Annotated in this window: 20 protein-coding genes and 1 tRNA gene; 10 read left to right on the forward strand and 11 right to left on the reverse strand. The window is 67.1% G+C overall.

Annotated features, from left to right (window positions below; translation table 11 throughout):
• The first annotated feature begins 22 nt into the window (after positions 1 to 22).
• Positions 23 to 1,144, forward strand: a complete 1,122-nt coding sequence (locus DJ018_RS17625; protein WP_111516287.1) for a hypothetical protein — start codon at positions 23 to 25, stop codon at positions 1,142 to 1,144.
• Between the two features lie 77 nt (positions 1,145 to 1,221).
• On the opposite strand, the gene DJ018_RS17630 is transcribed toward DJ018_RS17625, so the two are convergent.
• Both DJ018_RS17630 and DJ018_RS17635 read right to left on the reverse strand, forming a co-directional pair.
• Positions 1,222 to 3,315 carry a glycoside hydrolase family 1 protein gene (locus DJ018_RS17630; RefSeq protein WP_111516288.1) on the reverse strand — a complete coding sequence of 698 codons (2,094 nt, stop codon included), beginning with the start codon at positions 3,313 to 3,315 and terminating at the stop codon, positions 1,222 to 1,224.
• Positions 3,316 to 3,456: 141 nt separating this feature from the next.
• Positions 3,457 to 4,893 carry a family 43 glycosylhydrolase gene (locus tag DJ018_RS17635; protein ID WP_111516289.1) on the reverse strand — a complete coding sequence of 479 codons (1,437 nt, stop codon included), beginning with the start codon at positions 4,891 to 4,893 and terminating at the stop codon, positions 3,457 to 3,459.
• Between the two features lie 81 nt (positions 4,894 to 4,974).
• On the opposite strand from DJ018_RS17635, the gene DJ018_RS17640 reads away from it, so the two are divergent.
• A complete protein-coding gene (locus DJ018_RS17640) occupies positions 4,975 to 5,190 on the forward strand; it encodes a hypothetical protein (RefSeq protein ID WP_111516290.1) in 216 nt (71 codons plus the stop codon).
• A 112-nt stretch (positions 5,191 to 5,302) separates the two neighbouring features.
• On the forward strand, positions 5,303 to 5,899 hold the full coding sequence (locus DJ018_RS17645) for a hypothetical protein (RefSeq protein WP_111516291.1): 597 nt from the start codon (positions 5,303 to 5,305) through the stop codon (positions 5,897 to 5,899).
• Between the two features lie 32 nt (positions 5,900 to 5,931).
• On the opposite strand, the gene DJ018_RS17650 is transcribed toward DJ018_RS17645, so the two are convergent.
• Both DJ018_RS17650 and DJ018_RS17655 read right to left on the reverse strand, forming a co-directional pair.
• Positions 5,932 to 6,021 (reverse strand) — tRNA-Ser (locus DJ018_RS17650).
• Positions 6,022 to 6,137: 116 nt separating this feature from the next.
• Positions 6,138 to 7,130: a hypothetical protein gene (locus DJ018_RS17655; protein WP_133254327.1), complete on the reverse strand. Its 993-nt coding sequence runs from the start codon at positions 7,128 to 7,130 to the stop codon at positions 6,138 to 6,140.
• Between the two features lie 77 nt (positions 7,131 to 7,207).
• Between DJ018_RS17655 and glf the strand changes: the two genes are divergently transcribed.
• Entirely contained in the window at positions 7,208 to 8,302 is a 1,095-nt protein-coding gene (gene glf / locus DJ018_RS17660; RefSeq protein WP_111516411.1) for a UDP-galactopyranose mutase, read from the forward strand.
• A 16-nt stretch (positions 8,303 to 8,318) separates the two neighbouring features.
• Here glf and DJ018_RS17665 read toward each other — a convergent pair whose 3' ends face one another.
• Together DJ018_RS17665 and DJ018_RS17670 are read right to left on the reverse strand one after the other, a co-directional pair.
• A complete protein-coding gene (locus tag DJ018_RS17665; protein ID WP_111516293.1) occupies positions 8,319 to 8,591 on the reverse strand; it encodes a sel1 repeat family protein in 273 nt (90 codons plus the stop codon).
• Positions 8,592 to 8,784: 193 nt separating this feature from the next.
• Positions 8,785 to 9,513, reverse strand: coding sequence for a glutathione S-transferase family protein (locus DJ018_RS17670; RefSeq protein WP_111516294.1), 729 nt, complete (start codon positions 9,511 to 9,513; stop codon positions 8,785 to 8,787).
• Positions 9,514 to 9,731: 218 nt separating this feature from the next.
• Between DJ018_RS17670 and DJ018_RS17675 the strand changes: the two genes are divergently transcribed.
• A complete protein-coding gene (locus DJ018_RS17675; RefSeq protein WP_111516295.1) occupies positions 9,732 to 10,211 on the forward strand; it encodes an RcnB family protein in 480 nt (159 codons plus the stop codon).
• Between the two features lie 85 nt (positions 10,212 to 10,296).
• Here DJ018_RS17675 and gatB read toward each other — a convergent pair whose 3' ends face one another.
• Positions 10,297 to 11,790 (reverse strand): Asp-tRNA(Asn)/Glu-tRNA(Gln) amidotransferase subunit GatB, encoded by a 1,494-nt coding sequence (gene gatB / locus DJ018_RS17680; RefSeq protein WP_111516296.1) that lies wholly within the window; start codon positions 11,788 to 11,790, stop codon positions 10,297 to 10,299.
• Between the two features lie 113 nt (positions 11,791 to 11,903).
• On the opposite strand from gatB, the gene DJ018_RS17685 reads away from it, so the two are divergent.
• Positions 11,904 to 12,221: a hypothetical protein gene (locus tag DJ018_RS17685; RefSeq protein ID WP_111516297.1), complete on the forward strand. Its 318-nt coding sequence runs from the start codon at positions 11,904 to 11,906 to the stop codon at positions 12,219 to 12,221.
• A 55-nt stretch (positions 12,222 to 12,276) separates the two neighbouring features.
• On the opposite strand, the gene gatA is transcribed toward DJ018_RS17685, so the two are convergent.
• Together gatA and gatC are read right to left on the reverse strand one after the other, a co-directional pair.
• A complete protein-coding gene (gene gatA, locus DJ018_RS17690; RefSeq protein WP_111516298.1) occupies positions 12,277 to 13,749 on the reverse strand; it encodes an Asp-tRNA(Asn)/Glu-tRNA(Gln) amidotransferase subunit GatA in 1,473 nt (490 codons plus the stop codon).
• A 1-nt stretch (position 13,750) separates the two neighbouring features.
• Positions 13,751 to 14,038: an Asp-tRNA(Asn)/Glu-tRNA(Gln) amidotransferase subunit GatC gene (gene gatC, locus DJ018_RS17695; protein ID WP_111516299.1), complete on the reverse strand. Its 288-nt coding sequence runs from the start codon at positions 14,036 to 14,038 to the stop codon at positions 13,751 to 13,753.
• 113 nt (positions 14,039 to 14,151) lie between these two features.
• Here gatC and ruvX point away from each other — a divergent pair, with 113 nt between their 5' ends.
• Positions 14,152 to 14,619: a Holliday junction resolvase RuvX gene (gene ruvX, locus DJ018_RS17700; RefSeq protein ID WP_111516300.1), complete on the forward strand. Its 468-nt coding sequence runs from the start codon at positions 14,152 to 14,154 to the stop codon at positions 14,617 to 14,619.
• A gap of 4 nt (positions 14,620 to 14,623) precedes the next feature.
• On the opposite strand, the gene DJ018_RS17705 is transcribed toward ruvX, so the two are convergent.
• A complete protein-coding gene (locus tag DJ018_RS17705) occupies positions 14,624 to 14,884 on the reverse strand; it encodes a hypothetical protein (RefSeq protein WP_111516301.1) in 261 nt (86 codons plus the stop codon).
• Between the two features lie 86 nt (positions 14,885 to 14,970).
• Positions 14,971 to 15,867 carry a calcium-binding protein gene (locus DJ018_RS17710; protein ID WP_111516302.1) on the reverse strand — a complete coding sequence of 299 codons (897 nt, stop codon included), beginning with the start codon at positions 15,865 to 15,867 and terminating at the stop codon, positions 14,971 to 14,973.
• 176 nt (positions 15,868 to 16,043) lie between these two features.
• Here DJ018_RS17710 and DJ018_RS17715 point away from each other — a divergent pair, with 176 nt between their 5' ends.
• From DJ018_RS17715 to DJ018_RS17730, 3 genes are all read left to right on the forward strand, one after another.
• Positions 16,044 to 17,024 (forward strand): aspartate carbamoyltransferase catalytic subunit, encoded by a 981-nt coding sequence (locus tag DJ018_RS17715; RefSeq protein ID WP_111516303.1) that lies wholly within the window; start codon positions 16,044 to 16,046, stop codon positions 17,022 to 17,024.
• Between the two features lie 10 nt (positions 17,025 to 17,034).
• Positions 17,035 to 18,324 carry a dihydroorotase gene (gene pyrC / locus DJ018_RS17720; protein ID WP_111516304.1) on the forward strand — a complete coding sequence of 430 codons (1,290 nt, stop codon included), beginning with the start codon at positions 17,035 to 17,037 and terminating at the stop codon, positions 18,322 to 18,324.
• A 726-nt stretch (positions 18,325 to 19,050) separates the two neighbouring features.
• Positions 19,051 to 19,479 carry a hypothetical protein gene (locus DJ018_RS17730; RefSeq protein ID WP_133254328.1) on the forward strand — a complete coding sequence of 143 codons (429 nt, stop codon included), beginning with the start codon at positions 19,051 to 19,053 and terminating at the stop codon, positions 19,477 to 19,479.

Consider the following 19,479-nt stretch of genomic DNA (forward strand, 5'->3'; position numbering starts at 1 on the left):
CCAAAACAAGGAGCGGAGGATCATGGCCAATCGCGACGACTATCGAGGTTACCGCGGCGAGCGCCCCGAAACCGGGCGTCAGGATCGCGGACGTGACGACTGGGGCTGGAGCGGCGGACGCGACCAGCGCGGCGGACAGAGCAGCGGACAAGGCGGCGAGCGTCGCTCGTTCGGCGACGAAGGTCGCTTCAACTCCGACCAGGCTCGCTATGGCGAAGGCTCCCGCGGGGGCCGCGGCGAAGGCGAGATGGAGCCCTGGCGCCGGGAGCGCTACGGCTCGCGGTTCGATCAGGACCGGGTGAACTACGGCTCCGGCTACGACCGCGAGCGGCAGGAATACGGACGTGGGACGCAGGACGAGCGCGGCCGCACTGGCGGCAACCGCGCATCGGAGTCCTACGGCGGCGGCTACGGCGGCCAGGAGTACGGCATGGAAGGCCAGGGCTTCCGCGACCGCAACTCGGGTGAAGGCCGCACCTATGGCGGCGGTCGCACCGAGCAGCGGGACTGGGGAAACCAGGGCCGCGAACGCTGGCGCGAAGGTCAGGGCGGTCCCTATGGCGACCTGGAGCTGAACGCCCGCAACAGCGGCATCCAGGAGTTCGGCGCCCCGCACGACTACGCCTATCACCCCAAGGGCAACGAGTTCGATCCGGACTACAACCGCTGGCGCGATGAGCAGCTGGCCAGCCACGACCGCGACTATCAGGAGTGGCGCCGGCACCAGCACGAGCAGTACGACAACGAGTACCGCCAGTACCGCGCCCAGCGCCGGGACAACTTCGGCACCAGCTTCCAGACCTGGCGCACGCAGCGCACCATGACCCAGGGCGTGGAAAACAACTCCGTCGCGCCCGGCATGGCGCACGACTCGACCACCGACGTGACCGGCGGCGGCATCGGCGCCGATGCGGGCAAGCCCACGGGCGCACTGGAAGGCCTGGGCGGGCTGACCCCGAGCTCGACACTGACCCAAACCGGCGGCGGCCATAAGCCGACGGCGCAGGGCTCGTCCACAGGCGACAAGACGCCGGAGTTCGGCCGCGAACCGACCCAGGTGCAGTCGGCTTCCGACGGCGCCAGCGGCCGCGCGCGGGACCTGACGAACCGCGACGACGACAAGAACGACAAGACCAAGTCGTAAGCCTCGTCGATCCGACCAACGAAAAGGGCTCCGGCGGGACACCGCCGGAGCCCTTCTTCTTGGCGGAGAGCCCTGCCCTATTCGGCAGCGTGGCGCAGGCCAGCCTCCTCCGAAGGCTCCAGGGCGCACGCGCTGCGGCCTGCGGACACCAGCCGCCAGCCTGCCACGGCGCGACGGGCGGCGTTCTCCAGACCCGGCAGGGTCAGAGCAAGACCGCCTGCGGCCTGCGGCTCGGCGCTTGGCTGAGCGCGCCCGATATGCGGCACGACCACCGGCTCGACCTTGTAGATGTCCAGGCCGGCCTCGCCCGCGATGTAGGTTGCAAGCTCGGCCCAGGTGGAGCTCTGCGGCGGCGCCAGACGGAAGCGGCCCGACTTGCCGTCCACCAGCAGGTCGAGAACGGCGTGCACCGCATCGGGCAGATAGCCGGCCGGGGCGGTGCGGTTGGCCGCAGCGCGGAACACCCCGCCGCCCTCCACGGTCTCCACAACGTGCCGCGCGAACTCGTGCAGGTCGTGGCGGCCGATGAGCTCGGGCGTTTGCAGGACGATCTCGTTGGCGGCAGGCTCCCGATCGGCGCCGCCGCCCCAGGTGACCAACGGCAGACCACGGTCCTGGGCGAGACGCGCCACCTGCGCTCCAGCCGGTCGCGAGCCGGCCAGATTGATGACAGCCCAGGGCTGCGCTTCTGAGATCAGGCGCGCCATCTCCTCGCCCACGTCCTCAGCGCAGGCGCTTACGCGCAGATCGACGTGCGGCAGATTCCGAAGCGCCAGAGCGTCCCGGATCGCCTCGGCGGTGGGGCAGCCGGCGCCTGCAATCAGAATCGGCCGGGCGGCGGCGCCATTCACATCGACCAGCGGGGTTCGCGGGCACGGCTCTTCCAGCGAGAGCGCCTGCTCGAAGAAGCGATCCTCACGCCGCCACCAGCCCGCGCCGCCGAGCACGGGCGCTTGCGGCGCACCGCCGTGGGCCAAGGTCTTCAGCAGATCGACCATGGTGGTGGGCTGCGGCTCGCCGGAGCGCAGGTCGAAGATGCCCACCTCGTAATGTCCGGCCTCCTCGGTCAGCAGACGGTTCCAGTCGTAGGAGCCGAGCAGCCCCCAGGCTGTGACGGCCAGGACCGGGACACCTTCCGCACGGACCGCTTCGACGCTGCGCCAGACTTCCTCGAACCATCGCATCTGCTCTTCGCGGGTGCAGCCGTTGTGGCATTCGGTGACGGCGATCTGACGGCCATAACGCTCATAGGTCTGCTTGAGCAGGGTCCCGATCCCGAGGGGACCTTCGCGGACCGTTCGCAGGGCCTCGATGTTGACGTAGGGACCGGGGCCGTCGCCGCCACGCAGGCTGTCCGGATAAAGCTCGACCCGATGGTCCAGCAGTCGCTCGCTGGACAGGTAGTGGTTCACGCCAAGGACGTCGGGCGGGCAAGGATCGTCCGCGATAGCGCGCAGGCGCTCCTCCAGTCCCCAGGCCGCGATCCGCGCGAACAATGGGTGATCCGGCGTGACCATCCCGCACAGCAGGTCCCAGGTGATCCAGCGGCGGGCGTTCTCGTAGTCCGCCTGCGCGCGCATGGGCGCTGTCGCGTGGCAGTAGCCGAGGTCCTCCGTCTGGATCAGTCGCGCCTTCGGATTGAGGGCCCGGATCTCGCGCATGGACAGGCGCGTGGCGTCGACCTGGTTCAGGAGGGCGCGCCAGAACGCCCCTTCATTTCGGGTGTGCGGGTACCAGAGGCCATAGAGCGCGCTGAAGCGGGCCGTGGTCAGCGGCTCGTTCACCGGCGTCCAGTCCTCGACCCACGGAAAACGCTCGGCGGTTGCACGGGCGTGCATAGCCAACCCGGGTGCGAAGCCCTCGTCGTCTATGAGGCTGGTGTAACGGGGGCCGCTGCCGTGGTGGGTCAGGCCGACGATCGGCCGCATTCCGAGCCCCAGGATGTGCGGCAGGCGTTCCTCGGCCCAGGTGAAATCCTGGGCGTCAGGCCGCTCGGGCGCGACCTTTTCCCAAAGAACAGGATAGCGGAGGGATTTCAGGCCCAGATCAGCAAACAGGTCCAGATCGGACAGGCGATCCTGGTGTCCGGAAATCACCGATTGATCCAAGTAACGGCTGCGCACGCGATTGACCGTGCACTCGTGGCCGCCCCACAGCTCCAAACGCCTCACCTACTCACCTCAGCCAAGCGCCGCTGCTTCCGGAGCGGCCGGAAAGATTTGCTGGAGAAGCCCCGGCTTCCTTGCCCTGTTCCTGGCCCTTTCAGTTGTTGGTTTGGATCACTTCTGCGCCAAGAAGAGGAACCTGCAGTGTCAGGTCGCTGACAGAACCGCCATGGCCGGGTCGAGGCGAACCACCCCAGCTTCGAAGCTGAGCGGCGCGGCCAGCAGCGCGCGGAAGGCCTTGTAGCCGGCCTCGCCCGGGCGGAAGGCGTGCAGGAAGATGTGGTGGCGCCCGTCCGGACCCATCGCCACGGAAGGGTGGCCCGGTCCCCACCAAGCCTGCGTTGAACTGAGGAACACCTCCGACGCCTTGCGATAAGGGCCGGTCGGCCGATCCGCCACCGCCGTCCCGATGCCGTAGTGCGAGGTGGAGAAGTCGTTGCCAGCGTAGAGCAGGTGATATCGGCCGTTCTGCCGGGTGATCCAGACGCCTTCGATCAGGTGCGCCTCCCAGGGCTGATCGTTCTGCAGGATCACCACCGGCTCGCCGAGCAGGCGCCGACCGTCCGGAGACAGGGCCTGAGCATAGATGCGCGTCTTCAGGGCCCGCAGGATCACCGACAAGTCCATCGCCTCGGCGCCCGTCGCCCGGGCTTGAAGCTGCTCGAGCCGCGCCTCGAAGCCTTGGAAGTCGGCAGTCGCCGCCTCGATCAGAGGCTGAAGCAGGAAGAACTGCTCCATCGGCTCGCGATGCGCCGTCCACGGCCAAAGGGTGAGGGCGAGGGACGCGGTCCGAAGGTCCTGCGGCTCTGTGAACAGGGCCGCTGTCCACTCGGGCCGGCGAGCCAGAAGATCGGCCAGGGCCCGCGGCCAGACGCCGTTGTCATCCTTCTTCCAAACCAGCCAAGGCGCGCCTGCCTCGTCGACGAGGATGTGGGAATCGATGACATCGCCGGTCACGAGAGGCGCGTCGTCAGGCGTGAAAGGGCCATCGGGACTGGAGGCGCGCGCCAAGCCGACCGCCAGCGAGCGGTCATGGCTTCGGGCGGTGAAGCAGACCCACCACTCCGAGCCGACGCGGTGAAGTTCCGGAGCCCAGAAGTCCGCGCGGTTGGGTCCGGTTAGCGTCCAGGCGGGCGTCCGCCCTTCCGGGAAGACGAAACCCGTCAGGCTCCAGGTCCGCAGGTCCCGCGAAGCCAGGATGGGGAACGCGTCCGGCGCGTCGTTCGAGGTGACCAGCAGGCGCCAATCCCCCTCCCCGACCTGCACGACGCAAGGATCGCCGTAGCCGTAAAGGATGCGGGGCGACACAGGTGCAGTGAGCAGCGGCGTCAGGGCCGGCGCGGTCCCCTCCGCCGGCGGCGGCTGGCGCGCGTGGGGCAGCCGAGTCCCGACATCGCGCGCCAATTGCTCGAACAGGTCCAGATAGTCCGGCTGCTCGGCCCGGGCGAGCACATAGCGACGTACGGGCGCCCCTGCGGCGGCGATCTGGAACACCCGCGAAGGTCCAGCCTCGATGGTTACGGCAAAGGCGGTGGGGGCGCCGGCCGGCGAGGCGAGATGGATGGGCGAGACCGCCTGGCTCATGGGGAACGGCTCCTTGCTGATGCCTAACGCTCGGAACAGGCCTGCGCTCTCGCAGTTGCTTGTGCGAACAAGGAGACCGTCATGTCGGGTCAGGCCAACCCTCCGATCGGCGGCGGCACGAACAGCCGCTCCCTCAACGACACCGTCGCCGAGACCGGCCCGGGCGTTCCCACGGACGCTGTCGGACCCGGCCAGCTCAGCGTGCCCGAACAGCTGGAGCTGTCCGAGGGTCCGGAAGCCGAGGCGATGGCGGCCAAGCTGCAGCGCGAAGCGAGCCGATTCCAGGGCGAGCCCTAGACGCCCCGCGCCAGAACGGCGTCACGGGCGAGCGGGCAGGCCGCCGCCGTGTCGACGTGGAAATATTCCCGCCGCAATGCTGGGCCCTGATAGGGTCATAGGAGTGACATCCATGATCCGCGCCCGCGCCGCCCTTTTCGCCCTTGCCGGCGCTCTGACCGCCCTGCCGGCGCTCGCCCAAACCGGCGCCCCGGCGGATGGGCCGATCGCCACGGCGAGCGGCGGTTCCCCCCTGGCCAGCGGGCGCAGCACCGAAGCTCAGATCCAGCAGTATCTGGACTCCTCCCCCGCCGCGGAGGCCGAGCGCGCGCCCTTACCGTTGGAAGGCGAGCGGCGCCCGCACGGCGAGGTGTCGGTGGCGGTGGGCACGGGCGGCTATCGCAGCGGCTATGTTCGCGGCGACTTCCCGGTGGGCAAATCCGGCCAGGTGAGCGTGGCCGTGGGCCAGAGCCGCGGGCGGGGCTTCTACGCTCCGTACGGCGGCGTTGGCTACGGTGGGCACCCCTATGGCGGCTTCTATGACGGCGGCCCGCGCACCACGACGAACTTCGGGGTGGCCGCCGAGTTCAGCGGGCGACGCACGGTGGCCGCGGACGATCGGAGCCTGTCCTGCCGCTGGCGTGGCGATTCGGCCCCTCCGCTCGACGGCAGCGAACAAGCGCGTCAGTCCTGCCCGAGCGGCGACGCACGCGAGGACGCCGGCGGCTAGTCCGCGGCGCAGTCCCGATTGTCAGAAGGAAGTGGCGGTGACGGAGGGATTCGAACCCTCGATACCCTTTCGAGTATGACGATTTAGCAAACCGTTGCCTTCAGCCACTCGGCCACGTCACCAGCTTGTTTTTGAACGGGTTTTCTCCCGTCGCCGGAGCGGGTCGGAGGCTTTCGCCGACGAACCGTTCGAAGCGGACGCTCTCCATACCCAAACAGGCGCCGCTCGGCAACGACGATCACGGCATCCGGCGAATGCCCCACAGCCGCATCAGGGTGTCGAAGAACTGCGCCTTCTCCCAACGGATGCGCGAGCGGAAGTCGGCCTGCATGGCCCAGAAGCGCGCGGGGTCGGCGACCACCGCCTGAAGCCTGCGGTGCAGCTCGCCCGAAGTGACGTCCGCGGCGTCGAACTTGAAGACGTCAGGAAGCGGGAAATCCTCGTAGACCGCGCCGGCGCCGGCCCGGTTGGTGAAGACTATGCTGCCGGAGATCGCCGCTTCTCGCGGGAGGCGGTCCTTTCCCGGGAAATGGCCGAAGTCAATGTAGATCAGACGCTCGGCGAAGATGTCCCGCAGCTGGGGCTTGGTGAACTTGCGCAGCGGCAGGGCCTGGTATTCGGGATGCTCGCCGAAGAAGCTCTCGGCCAGGTCAGCGCCCTTGGCCGCGTTATAAGAGGCCCAAGGCTGGGGCGACGGCCCGTAGGCCTCCCGGTCGGTGAAGGTCTCGTTGCTGTAGTCTTCCAGCTGAAGAAGGTTCTGGAAGCCGCTGTCCCGCAGCCAGTTCCGCGCGTAGGCGCTTTGATGGAGATGGATGATGGCCTCGTCACCCACCAGCTGGAAGCGGGCGGCGCGGTCGGCGAGACGGGGGTCTGCCTTGAAGGCGTTGTCCACCGAAAGCCACCAGAGGGCGACGCCGTGGTTCTTCCGACGCGCCACGTACTGCGCGTAAGCCTCGGGGAAGACGACCAGGGTTTCTGGCCCGAGCGGAAGCTCGGAGAAGATGCGCGGATTGTAGCGGGCATAGGCGTTCTGAAGCGCTGGGGACTCAGGCTTGCTGCAGACGATCCGCTGCGGCTCGATGGCCACCGGGTGATCTGCGCCTGCGTAGACCATGTAGCAGGTCACGCCGATCGAATTGAGAGCGAAGGCCGCCTGGTGCATCGCTTCCGGACCGCCGGTGACGGCGTGCGGGCAGAGCATGACGACGGTCTTGAATCGTGAGAGCGGCAAGCAGGGCCTCGCAGGTCCGGTCGAGCCCCGGGTTTAGCGGGCGGCCGGTCGGGTCGAAAGAGGCGATGGGAGGTTCGATGGACCGTTGGCTGGTGGTGGGCGCGGGTTTCGCGGGCGCGGTGCTGGCCGAACGGCTGGCCAGCCAACTCGGCGCCCTGGTGACGGTGATCGACAGACGCCCGCACATCGCCGGCAACGCCTATGACCGCCGCGACGCCGCCGGCGTGCTGATGCACCAGTACGGACCGCACATCTTCCACACCAATTCCGAGGCGGTGTTCGAGTACCTGTCGCAGTTCACGGCGTGGCGCTTCTACGAGCACCGGGTGCTGGCGGTTGTGGACGGGCAGCTGACGCCGATCCCGATCAACCTGACCACGGTGAACCAGCTCTACGGCCTATCGCTGGAGCCGGACGAGCTGGAAGCCTGGTTCGCCGCGCGCGCCGAACCAGTGGCGGAGATTTGCACCTCGGAAGACGTGGTGGTCTCACGCGTAGGCCGGGAGCTCTATGAGAAGTTCTTCCGGGGTTACACCCGCAAGCAGTGGGGGCTGGATCCTTCGGAGCTCGACAAGTCGGTCACGGCGCGCGTGCCGGTGCGGACCGATCGTGACGACCGCTACTTCCAGGACAGGTTCCAGTTCATGCCGCGCGACGGCTACACGGCCATGTTCGAGCAAATGCTGAACCACCCGAGTATCGAGGTGCGGCTGGGCGTGGATTACAAGGAGGTCGCCGGCGAGTTCGAGGACGCCCAGGTGATCTTCACCGGGCCGATCGACGAGTTCTTCGACTTTCGCTTTGGGGCCCTGCCCTATCGCTCGCTCAGGTTCGAGCATGTGACGCTGGACCAGGAACAGTTCCAGCCGGTCGGAACCGTCAACTACCCTCAGACGGAGGCCTATACGCGCATCACCGAGTACAAGCACCTGACGGGCCAGGAGCACCCGAAGACCACCCTCACCTATGAGTATCCGACAGCCGAGGGCGACCCGTACTACCCCATTCCGCGGGCGGAGAACCGGGCGCTGTACAAGCGCTATGAAGCGCTCGCCCTGGAGACGCCCAGGGTGCATTTCGTGGGCCGTCTGGCCAGCTACCAGTATTACAACATGGACCAGGTGGTGGCGCAGGCGCTGGCCACCTTCCGCCGTATCGCCGAGGCGCGCTGAGCGCGCCTCGCTTGCGTCAGCCTTGCGCGAGCCAGGCGCGGGCCTGGCGCTGGGCCTCGGCCACGTCGTCGGAGGCCATCTCGTGGGCCAGTTCCTTGCGGTAGATCTTGGCTTCGACCGAGCCACGCATGGCGGCCAGGTTGAACAGCATATGGGCCGAGACATAGTCGAGCGGCGCGCCGCCCTGACCGGTCGAGTAGAGCAGACCCAGGCGGAACAGTTCGTCGCCGCTAGCGTCCATCTTCGGCAGCGGCAGGCCTTCGTTGGCGACTTCCATGCCGGACAGCATGATCCTCAACTTCCCTTCTGACCGGCGACGAACCGTTCTGGCTCATCTGCTCCGGCTTACGGAAACAGAGGAAACGCCGCTTAACCTGAACACATGGTTAAGCGGCGTGTTGTGGGTTCTTCAGATTCAGAACACGCGCAGAGAATTCGCGGCTTCTACGCCGCGCTAAACTGTCGCGTGGCTTGCAACCGGTTCAGCGAGCGCGTTGACCGAAGAGGATCCGGCGCTGAGCTTCAGCGTCTGCCCCGGAATCGCCCAGATTGGCGCCTCGCTTCACCTCCTCGCCTTTGGCCAAGGCGCGCTTCACCGCCTCGCGAGCTTCGATGCGGGCGTACCAGGCCGCGATGTTCGGGAATTCGTCGATGTCGATCCCCATGCCCTTCCAGGGACTGACCCAGGGCCAGTTGGCGATGTCGGCGATGGAATAGTCGCCGGCCAGATACTCGCGCCCTTCGAGGCGCTTGTTGAGCACGCCGTACAGTCGGTGGACCTCGTTGGAGTAGCGGATGGCGCCGTAGGCGATGTGGCGCTGGTCGCTGGTCACGGCGGGGGCATAGTTGCGGAAGTGGTTGGCCTGGCCGCTCATGGGGCCGAGGCCCGCCATCTGCCAGAACAGCCACTGATCGACTTCGATGCGGGTGCGCTCGTCCGAGCCATAGAGCTGGCCGCTCTTGCGGGCGAGGTACTGAAGGATCGCGCCGGACTCGAAGATGGAGATCGGCTGTCCGTCCGGCCCCTCGGGGTCGACGATAGCCGGCATGCGGTTGTTCGGGCTGAGCTGCAGGAAGTCAGGCTTGAACTGGTCGCCCTTGCCGATGTTGACCGGGTGAACTTCGTATGGAAGCCCCAGCTCTTCCAGCGCGATGGTGATCTTGTGGCCGTTGGGGGTGGGCCAGAAATGCAGCTGGATCGGCTGAGCCATAGGGCGCTCCTGCGTTGAACTGCCGCATAGATGGCGACGCCGCCGCTTGCAGCAAGGCGAGGCGGAGCCATGATCGCCTCCCGAACGTTGGGCGACTCAGAGTTGCGACAGGCGGCGCCTTGGCGTTCTGGCGCAAAAACAGCACGTTCAGGCCCAGTTCAGGGGCCAGGGGCCATGTTCGCTTCGACTGTGGATTGTTCTCGAGGACCCTTGGGGGAATGAAGCGCCTGATCCTGACCCTCGCCGCTCTGACGGCTCTGGCCGGCCCGCTGGCCGCCGCCGGCGACGCGGCGGCGCAAGGCCGGAACGGACGCGGACACCAGGAGCGCGGCTGGGACCGCGGCCGCGGCGGCGGCGAGCGTGACTGGAGTCCCGGACGCGGCAACGGCCGCGGCCAAGGCCCGCGCGGTTGGGAGCGGCGCGACCGCGAGGGCCCGCGGTATGCGCCGTCGCGCGGTTATGCGCCGCCGCGGGAGTACGCGCCCTACGATGCGCCTCGCTACCGGGCGCCGGGTCCTCGCTATGGCGTGCGCCGGGGCGGCTACCTGCCCCCGGATTATCGGGGAGCCATGCTGGGGGACTATCGGCGCTTCCGCCTGCGCCCTCCCCCGCCGGGCTACGACTGGTACCGCGTGGGCGATGACTACCTGCTGGTCTCGCGCTCCAACGGCCTGATCTTCGACGTCATCCGCCCGTAGACGATCGTTCTTACGGACCCGAAAAAGGGCTCTCAGCCTCCTGAGAGCCCTCTTGTCCGTTCGCTCCCAGTGGGAGGCAGAAGGATCAGATCCCCAGCTTGCTCTTCAGCAGCTGGTTCACCGCGCCCGGGTTCGCCTTGCCGCCGGTCGCCTTCATGACCTGACCGACGAACCAGCCGATGGCTTGCGGCTTCTCTTTCACCGCCGAGGCCTGGCCCGGGTTGGCCGCAATCAGCTCGTCGATGATCTTCTCGAGCGCGCCGGTGTCGCTGACCTGTTTGAGGCCCTGCTTCTCGACGATCTCGCCAGGGGCGCCCTCGCCGGCCCACATCCGGTCGAACACGTCCTTGGCGATCTTGGAGGAGATCACGCCCTCCTCGATGAGTTGGACGAGCTCAGCGATCGCGTTGGGACCGAGCGGGCTTTCGGAAATCTCCAGGCCGGCGGCGGTGAGCTTGGCGGCCAAGTCGTTGGTCACCCAGTTGGCCACCAGCTTGGCGTCCCGACCCTTTGCGGCGGCTTCGTAGAAGTCGGCGCGGGCCTGTTCGGTGATCAGCACCTGGGCGTCGTAGGCCGAGAGGCCGTACTGCGACTGCAGGCGCGCCTTCTTGGCGTCCGGCAGCTCAGGAAGGCTGGCCTCGATCTCCTTGATCCAGGCCGGATCCAGCTGCAGCGGAAGCAGGTCCGGGTCAGGGAAGTAGCGGTAGTCGTGCGCTTCTTCCTTGGAGCGCATGGACCGTGTCTCGCCCTTGTTCGGATCGAACAGACGGGTCTCCTGATCGACGGCGCCGCCGTCCTCGAGGATTTCGATCTGGCGACGCGCTTCGTACTCGATGGCTTGCTGGATGTAGCGGTACGAGTTGACGTTCTTGATCTCGCAGCGCGTGCCGAGATGGCTGAAGTCGCCGGTCTCGCGGAACTTCTCGTAGGCGCCCGGGCGGCAGACGGAGACGTTCACGTCGGCGCGCAGATTGCCCTTGTCCATGTCGCCATCGCAGGTGCCGAGGTAGACGAGGATCGTCCGCAGCTTCTTGACGTAGGCGGCGGCCTCTTCGCTCGTCCGCATGTCGGGCCTTGAGACGATCTCCATCAGCGCCGTGCCGGCGCGGTTGAGGTCGACGTAGGTCGCGTTGGGATCTTGGTCGTGCAGGCTCTTGCCCGCGTCCTGTTCCAGGTGCAGGCGCTCGATGCGCACGGTGAAGGTGGAGCCATCGTCGCGCTCGACGATCACCTCGCCCTCGCCGACGATCGGGTCCTTGAATTGGCTGATCTGATAGCCCTGCGGCAGGTCCGGATAGAAGTAGTTCTTCCGGTCGAAGCGGCTCCAGTTGTTGATCTGCGCCTTCAGGCCCAGACCCGTCTTCACCGCCTGCTCGACGCAGTGCTTGTTGATGACCGGCAGCATGCCCGGCATGGCGGCATCGACCAGGCTGACCTGCTCGTTGGGGCCGGCGCCGAAGCCCACGGCCGCGCCGCTGAACAGCTTGGCGTTGGAGGCCACCTGGGCGTGGACTTCCAAGCCCAGCACGATTTCCCAGGGGCCGGTGCGGCCTTGGATCTGCTTGGTGTTCTCAGTCATGCGCCCTCTCTAGTGCGCTGCGGGCGCGAGCGGAAGCGGGCCCGCGCGGCCTCACGTGCAAATGCCACAAATTCGAGGCAAGCTGCGGCTTCAACTGTCGGGGTAGGAAACCAATGAAGTTCGTCACGCTCGCGGCCCTCGCCGCTCTCGCCGCCGCGCCGGCGATCGCCCAAACGGCCCCAGCTGGTCAGTCCGCCCCGGCTCAGGCGCCCGCCGCCGCCAGCGACAAGGTTTCGGTGAAGACCACGCCGGTAAGCGAGCTCGTCAAGAACCCGAAGGCGAAGGCGGTTCTCGAGAAGGCGCTTCCGGAAATCCCGCAGTACTACGACCAGATCGGCAGCATGACCCTGACCCAGGTGATGCCCCTTAGCCAGGGCGCGATCACCCAGGCGACGCTCGACGCCCTTCAAGCCGAATTCGACAAGCTCTGAGCGGGAACGTGATCCCGGACGGCCGCTTGGCGGTCGTCCGGAATGACGGATCAGATCACCACCACTTCGCCGGTTTGGCGCGGAAGTCGGCGGCCTTCTCGATAGCGCCGCCGAGGCTGAACAGCGTGCCCTCGTCCAGAGCGCGGCCGATCAGTTGCAAGCCAAGCGGCAGGCCGTTCGCATCGACGCCGGCCGGAACGCTCATGCCGGGCAGACCAGCCAGGTTCACCGTCACGGTGAAGATGTCGTTCAGGTACATGGCGATGGGATCGTCCGAGTTTTCGCCCAGGGCGAAGGCTGCGGATGGCGCGGTCGGCGTCAGCAGCGCGTCGACCTTCTCGAACGCCTGATCGAAGTCATCGGCGATGCGCCGGCGAACCTTCAGCGCCTTGAGGTAGTAGGCGTCGTAGTAGCCGGCCGACAGCACATAGGTGCCGATCAGGATCCGCCGCTTCACCTCGTCGCCGAAGCCCTGCGCGCGAGTCTGCTCGTAGGTCTCCGTGAGGTTGGAGCCGTCGACGCGCAGGCCGTAGCGCATGCCGTCATAGCGGGCGAGGTTGGAAGACGCCTCGGCCGGGGCGATGATGTAGTAGGCCGGCAGGGCGTACTTGGTGTGCGGCAGGGAGACCTCGACGATCTCGCAGCCGGCTTCCTTCAGCCAATCGATGCCCTGCTGCCAGAGCTTCTCGATCTCGGGCGGCATGCCCTCGACGCGGTATTCCTTCGGAACGCCGACGCGCAGGCCCTTCACCGACTTGCCGACGAAGGACGGGAAATCCGGCACCTCGACGGGAAGGCTGGTGGAGTCCTTGGGGTCGTGGCCCGACATGGACTTCAGCAGGATGGCCGTGTCTTCGACCGTGCGAGCCATCGGGCCCGCCTGGTCAAGGGAAGAGGCGAACGCAACGACGCCCCAACGCGAGCAGCGGCCGTAGGTCGGCTTGATGCCGACGGTGCCAGTGAAGGCCGCCGGCTGGCGGATGGAGCCGCCCGTGTCGGTGGCCGTCGCCCCAAGGCAAAGATCCGCCGCAACCGCTGCCGCCGAGCCCCCGGAGGAGCCGCCGGGCGTCAGCTGGGCGTTGCCGCCCTCAGCGCGCCACGGGTTGACCACCGGCCCCCAGGCGCTGGTCTCATTGGACGAGCCCATGGCGAACTCGTCCATGTTGAGCTTGCCCAGCATGACAGCGCCGTCGCGGAACAGGTTCGCGGTGACGGTGGACTCGTAGGTGGGCTTGAAGCCCTTCAGGATCTTCGAGGCGGCCGTGGACTCCACGCCCTCGGTGCAGAAGAGGTCCTTGATGCCCAAGGGCGCGCCGTCCAGCGGACCGGCTTCGCCGCGGGCGCGGCGCTCGTCAGACGCCTTGGCCATCTCGAGCGCCTTCTCCGGCGTCTCGACGACGAAAGCGTTCAGCGCGCGGGCGGCTTCCACCGCCTGCACGTGCGCCTGGGTGATCTCTTCGGAAGAGAACGACTTGGAGGCCAGCCCGTCGAGAGCGGCCTTCAGGGTCAGCGAGGTGAGCTCGGACATCCTATTCGACCACCTTGGGGACGACGAAGAAGTTGCTGGCGGTCTTGGGCGAGTTGCTCAGAACCTTGGCCGGATCGCCGCCGTCGGTGACCACGTCTTCGCGCATGGGCAGGGTGACGTGCACGGCGGAGGTCATCGGCTCGACGCCGTTGGTGTCGACCTCGTTGAGCTGCTCGATCCAGTTGAGGATGCCGGACAACTCGCGGGCGAGCGGCTCCAGTCTCTCTTCCGGCTCGGCGATGCGGGCGAGCCTCGCAACCTTGCGAACGGTCGCGGCGTCGATGGCCATGGGGCCCCTCCTGATTTGTCCGGGGTGGGTTAGCCGCGACCGCCACACTTTTCAACGTCGCACCGGAGGCCGCGAGGCTTCGCTGCGGCCGGGATGACGCGTATGAGGACGCCATGCCCGTTCTCGACCTGACCGAACTGCCCCAGGCAACGCCCGCCTATTCGCCTCTGATCGGCCTCGACCTGGGGGAGAAGACCATCGGGGTCGCGGTGTCGGACGCCACCCGCACGGTCGCGAGCCCGCTGGAGCTGATCCGCAAGACCAAGTTCACCGACGAGGCCAACCGGCTGTTCAAGCTGATGGAAGAGCGCAACGTCGGCGGCATCGTCATCGGCCTGCCAACCAACATGGACGGCACCGAAGGTCCCCGTTGTCAGTCGAACCGAGCCTTCGCGCGCAACCTGATCCGCCTGCGGGACATGCCCATCGCCTTTTGGGACGAGCGCATGTCCACCATGGCGGTGAACCGCTTCCTGATCGACGAGATCGACATGACCCGCGCCAAGCGAGCCGACGTGGTCGACAAGATGGCAGCCGCCTGGATCCTGCAGGGCGCCCTCGAGCGTCTGCGCGGCCTCTAGAGTCTCAGGCCGAGCGAATTTCGACCGGGGCGAGCTGCAGGGTGATCCTGTGCTTGTCGGTGGTCATGGAGAGCACGCGCACCGATGCCGAAAGGCCCTTAGCCGTGGCTTGATGCACATCGGCCGTGCGCAGGGCATCGGTCAGCCGTCGCAGCAGCACACGGTCGTTGGCGGCTTTGATGGTGAGCTTCGCCGGCTTGCTGGTGATGTCCCAGTCGGTTTCGACAACCGGGATCTGCACGCCAGCGATGATAAGGTCGCGCATGGCAGAACACGGTAGCTCTGAAGTGTGTCCGGAACGTTGATCCGTCGGCGCCGCCACAGGGTGGCGGCGCCATGGGCCCGGTGGGCTCAGGCCAGGAAGATCCAGCTGCCGGTCAAGCTGGCCTGGGAGACGCCCGCGAGAACCATCTGGTCACCGCCGCCCAGGTCGATGACCGTATCCGCGCCGACCTGCGAGACGCTGTAGACCTGCCCGAGGTCCAGTTGGATGCGATCGCCCTCGGCCAAATTGAAATCCGTGATGCGGTCCAGCCCGGCGCCGGCCGACTGGTGGAAGATGTCGGCCCCGGCCCCGCCGGTGATCGTGTCCGAGCCACGGTCGCCGGAGAGCCAGTCGGCGCCCCCGCCACCCAACAGGACGTCGTCGTCCTGGCCGCCGCGGATGGTCTCCGCCCCCGAGCCGCCGTTCAGCGTATCCGCGCCGATGTTGCCGTAGAGCACGCCTGATCCCGCGTGAGCGGTGATGCGGTCGGCACCCTTGCCGCCCACCAGCCAGTCGCCGCCGCCGGAGCCGCCGTCGATGACGTCGTCACCCTGGTTGCCGTTGAAGAACTCGAAGCCAGCGCCGCCTTGCATGGTGTCGTTGCCGTCGTAGCCGCTGACCAGAACGCCGACCTGGGTTTGCACGGTGATGGTGTCCGGGCCCGACAGCAGGCTTGTGAGCAGGACGGTGGGCTCAACCGTATCGAGGTAGTCGGCAAACGTCGCGACCGGCAGGGCGATGTTCGAAAGCGAGAAGGCCAAGGCGCCGCCGTGGGTGATCTGCAGGCCCGTGACGGTGCCGCCCACCGGCTCTCCAAAGCTGTCGTAGGTGAATCCAGTCCCCGTGATCGTCAGACGGCTTCCATCGCTCAAGTCACCGACGATCTGCGTCGAACTCGCACTGGCCGCGACCGCTTCAGGGGGATTGTTCGGATCGATGGTCGCGAGGTAGGCGAATTCGCTGCCGAGGGTCAGGGCGGCCATGGGTGCGGGCTCCGTTGCGTCTCAGGTGGGTTGCATGCGCTCCCGGACGTCACGCCGAGAACGACGTTCTTTCCGGAAACGAGGCCCGAGCGCGCCACCAGAAGTTTTGTTCCTCAACCCCTGCAGGTTCGGAGGTTCTTCCCTCCCCGGTCGAACCCGCATAAGAGCCAGCTTCCATGAGCACGCCGGCGCCTGGCCTGAACGAAGTCCTCCAGCGGACCTTCGCGTTTCCCAAGCCGCACTTCCTGTCCGTCACCGACCTTAACGAGGTCGAGGTGGCGAACCTGCTGGACCTTGCCGAAAGCTTCGTGGCGCTGAACCGCCAGACGTCCAAGAAGCTGGACCTGCTGGCTGGTCGCACGCTGATGAACCTGTTCTTCGAGAACTCGACCCGGACCCAGAGCTCGTTCGAGTTGGCCGGCAAGCGTCTGGGCGCGGACGTGGTCAATATGAGCCCGCGCTCCTCCTCCATCGCCAAGGGCGAGACCCTGATCGACACGGCGGTGACGCTGAACGCGATGCAGCCGGATTTGCTGGTGGTGCGGCACGCCTCGTCGGGCGCCGCCTCCTTGCTCTCCCAGAAGGTCACCTGCTCAGTCGTCAACGCCGGCGACGGCCAGCACGAGCACCCGACGCAGGCGCTGCTGGACGCCCTGTCCATGCGCCGGGCCTGCGGGCGGATCGCCGGCCTGAAGGTCGCCATCTGCGGCGACATCGCCCACAGCCGGGTGGCCCGCTCCAACATCGCCATGCTGCAGATGCTGGGTGCGGAGGTCCGCCTTGTCGGGCCGCCCACCCTGATGCCGAGCCAGGTGGATCGGTGGAACGTCGCCGTGCACCACGACATGCGCAAGGGCATCGCCGGTTGCGACGTGGTCATGATGCTGCGCCTGCAGCTCGAGCGGATGGACGGGGTCATGGCGCCGTCGCAGCGCGAGTACTTCCGCTTCTGGGGCCTGGATCGCGAGAAGCTGGCCCATGCCGCGCCGAACGTGAAGGTCATGCATCCCGGCCCGATGAACCGCGGTGTGGAGATCGACTCCGACGTGGCCGATGACCTGACGGTCAGCCTGATCCAGGACCAGGTGGAGATGGGTGTGGCGGCGCGCATGGCGGTGCTCGCCACACTCGCCGCCCGACTGGACAACGAGCGCTGAGGCCGGACCGATGACGCGACCCACCGCTTTCGCCAACGTCCGCCTGCTCGATCCCGCCAGCAACTACGACGGTCCGGGCGCCGTGCTGGTCACGGAAGGCGTCATCGCCGACGTGATCAAGGGCCAAGACCTCGGCTCGCTGTCGTCCGACTTCGAAGTGATCGACGGCGCCGGCAAGGCGCTGATGCCGGGCCTCGTCGACCTGCGGGTCAAGACCGGCGAGCCGGGCGCAGAGCCCAAGGAGACGCTGAAGTCGGCCGCCCGCGCCGCCGCAGCCGGCGGCGTCACCTCCATGGTGGTCCAGCCGGACACCGATCCGGTGGTGGACGACCCCGCCATGGTCGACTTCATCCTGCGCCGCGCGCGGGACATCGAACTGGTCAACGTCTATCCCGCCGGCGCGGCCACCAAAGGCGCCGAGGGCCAGCGGATGGCCGAGATCGGCCTGATGCACGACGCCGGCTGCGTCTATGTCACCGACGCAGACCGGCCCATCATCGACTCCAAGGTCTTCCAGCGGGTGCTGTCCTACGCCAAGTCATTCGGCGTGATCGTCGCCCACCGGCCCGCGGATCCGTGGTTGAGCAAGGGCGCGGCCGCGACCTCCGGCGAGTTCGCCTCGCGCATGGGCCTGCCGAGCGCGCCCGCCGTCGCCGAGCGGATCATGCTGGAGCGCGACCTCGCGTTGGCGGAGGTGACCGGCGCGCGGCTGCTGGTGGACCAACTCACCACTGCGGGCGCCATCGACACATTGCGACGGGCGCGGGATCGCGGCGTGGCGGCCGTGGCGACCACCTCGATCAACCACCTTTCGTTCAACGAGGTGGACATCGGCGACTACCGCACCTTCTGCAAAGTCGACCCGCCCTTGCGCGGCGAGGATGATCGGCAGGCGGTGATCGAAGCAGTCGCCTCAGGCCTGATCCCGATCATCGTCTCGGCCCACTCCCCCGCCCCGGCGGAGGATAAGCGCCTGCCCTACGACGAGGCGGCGCCCGGGGCCGTCGGCCTGCAGACGCTGCTGCCGGCCCTGCTCACCTTCCATCACGAAGGCCGTATTCCGCTGCTGGACCTGATCCGCACCGTGACCTGCGCCCCGGCCGACCTGCTGGGCCTACCCGCCGGGCGCCTGGCCAAGGGCGCGCCCGCCGACCTGGTGCTCTGCGACCTCCACGCGCCGCTGATCATCGACGCCGACAAGCTGCTGTCGAAGTCCAAGAACTCGCCTTTCGACGGCCGGCGGCTGCAGGGTCGGGTGCTCCGCACGGTGGTTGACGGCCGGACGGTATTCCAGGCCTAATGTTCCCTTTCCGTTCGCTGTCTGCGGCTAACTAGACTATGATGCTCTTCGATTTGGAGAGCTGAATGACTGATCAGAGGCGCGCGCCGCACTCTGTACCGGACGTTGATGGACCGAGCTGGCGGGTGATGGCGCGCAAGCAAAGAGCATACAACGAAGCTCAGCACGCAAGCTACGAACGTCGCCGCGCTGACACTGCGGAGTTGGCAGATCGCGTCAACACCGCTGCTGGCGCCGCACCAGCGATCGTTGCAGGCGTCACAAAAGACGTGGAGGACCTTCACGCAGCGAGAGCCGCTGGGCGTGTGACTGGCGCAATCGGCAAAGGGCTGGGTCCTGTGCAAGCCGCGACGGGTTACCGCGCAGACCGAGCGGAGGGACGGCCCCAAGACGAAGCGATGATCAAGAACGTCGGTGGCTTAGCACTGGGAGCTGCTCTCACCGCCCTAGTCCAAGAGGCTACCCTCCCCATTTGGACGGTGCGCGGCTTGCAAGCTTTGGCCAGTGTCGGCGGGAGCGCCGGAGCGGCGAAGACGGCAGACGTTTGGGGTAGCGCGAAACGTCGGATCATCGAGGATCCTTATTGGCGAGATAAAGTGCTGAAACTCTCGAGCCCGACCTACTTCCTGCAGAGCCTCCAGCGTGGGCGGTGATCAATCGGGCCACGAGGTTGTCGGGGAGCTTGAGGGGTCGAGAGCTTGGCTAAGCACCGCCTTGTTTGGAGCATTGCTGATTCTGCTCTTGAGTACGGCGGCTGAACGCTTTGACCTCGAGATCGGATTGGCGCTGCTGGGCGCTCTTGTCGCCTTATGGCTCTGTTTCAAGGTGCTCTGGGTGGTCGTGCGGGCATCTGGGATCGCCCTGTACATCGCTGACGATCGATTGTTCGACAGGCTTTCAGGCAAGTCTGCGTCGCTGAAGGATATTCGGCTGGTCCGGCGAGAGGACCAGGATGGCAACTTCTTCCGAACACACATCGCGATCGAGGTTGGATCGCCTCTCCCACGAAGCTCAGGGTACATCGTCACCGCCCCTCGAGAGACGATCGTCATCCACACTGTGCTCTATCGAACCCCCGCGGCGGAAATGCTCGAGCGACTCGAGCGACGCGGACTGAAGGTCGTGGGATCGAAGACCAAACTCATAGGTATGTGA

Origin of the sequence: Phenylobacterium deserti (assembly GCF_003254705.1) — a bacterium.
GTDB classification, from domain to species: domain Bacteria; phylum Pseudomonadota; class Alphaproteobacteria; order Caulobacterales; family Caulobacteraceae; genus Phenylobacterium; species Phenylobacterium deserti.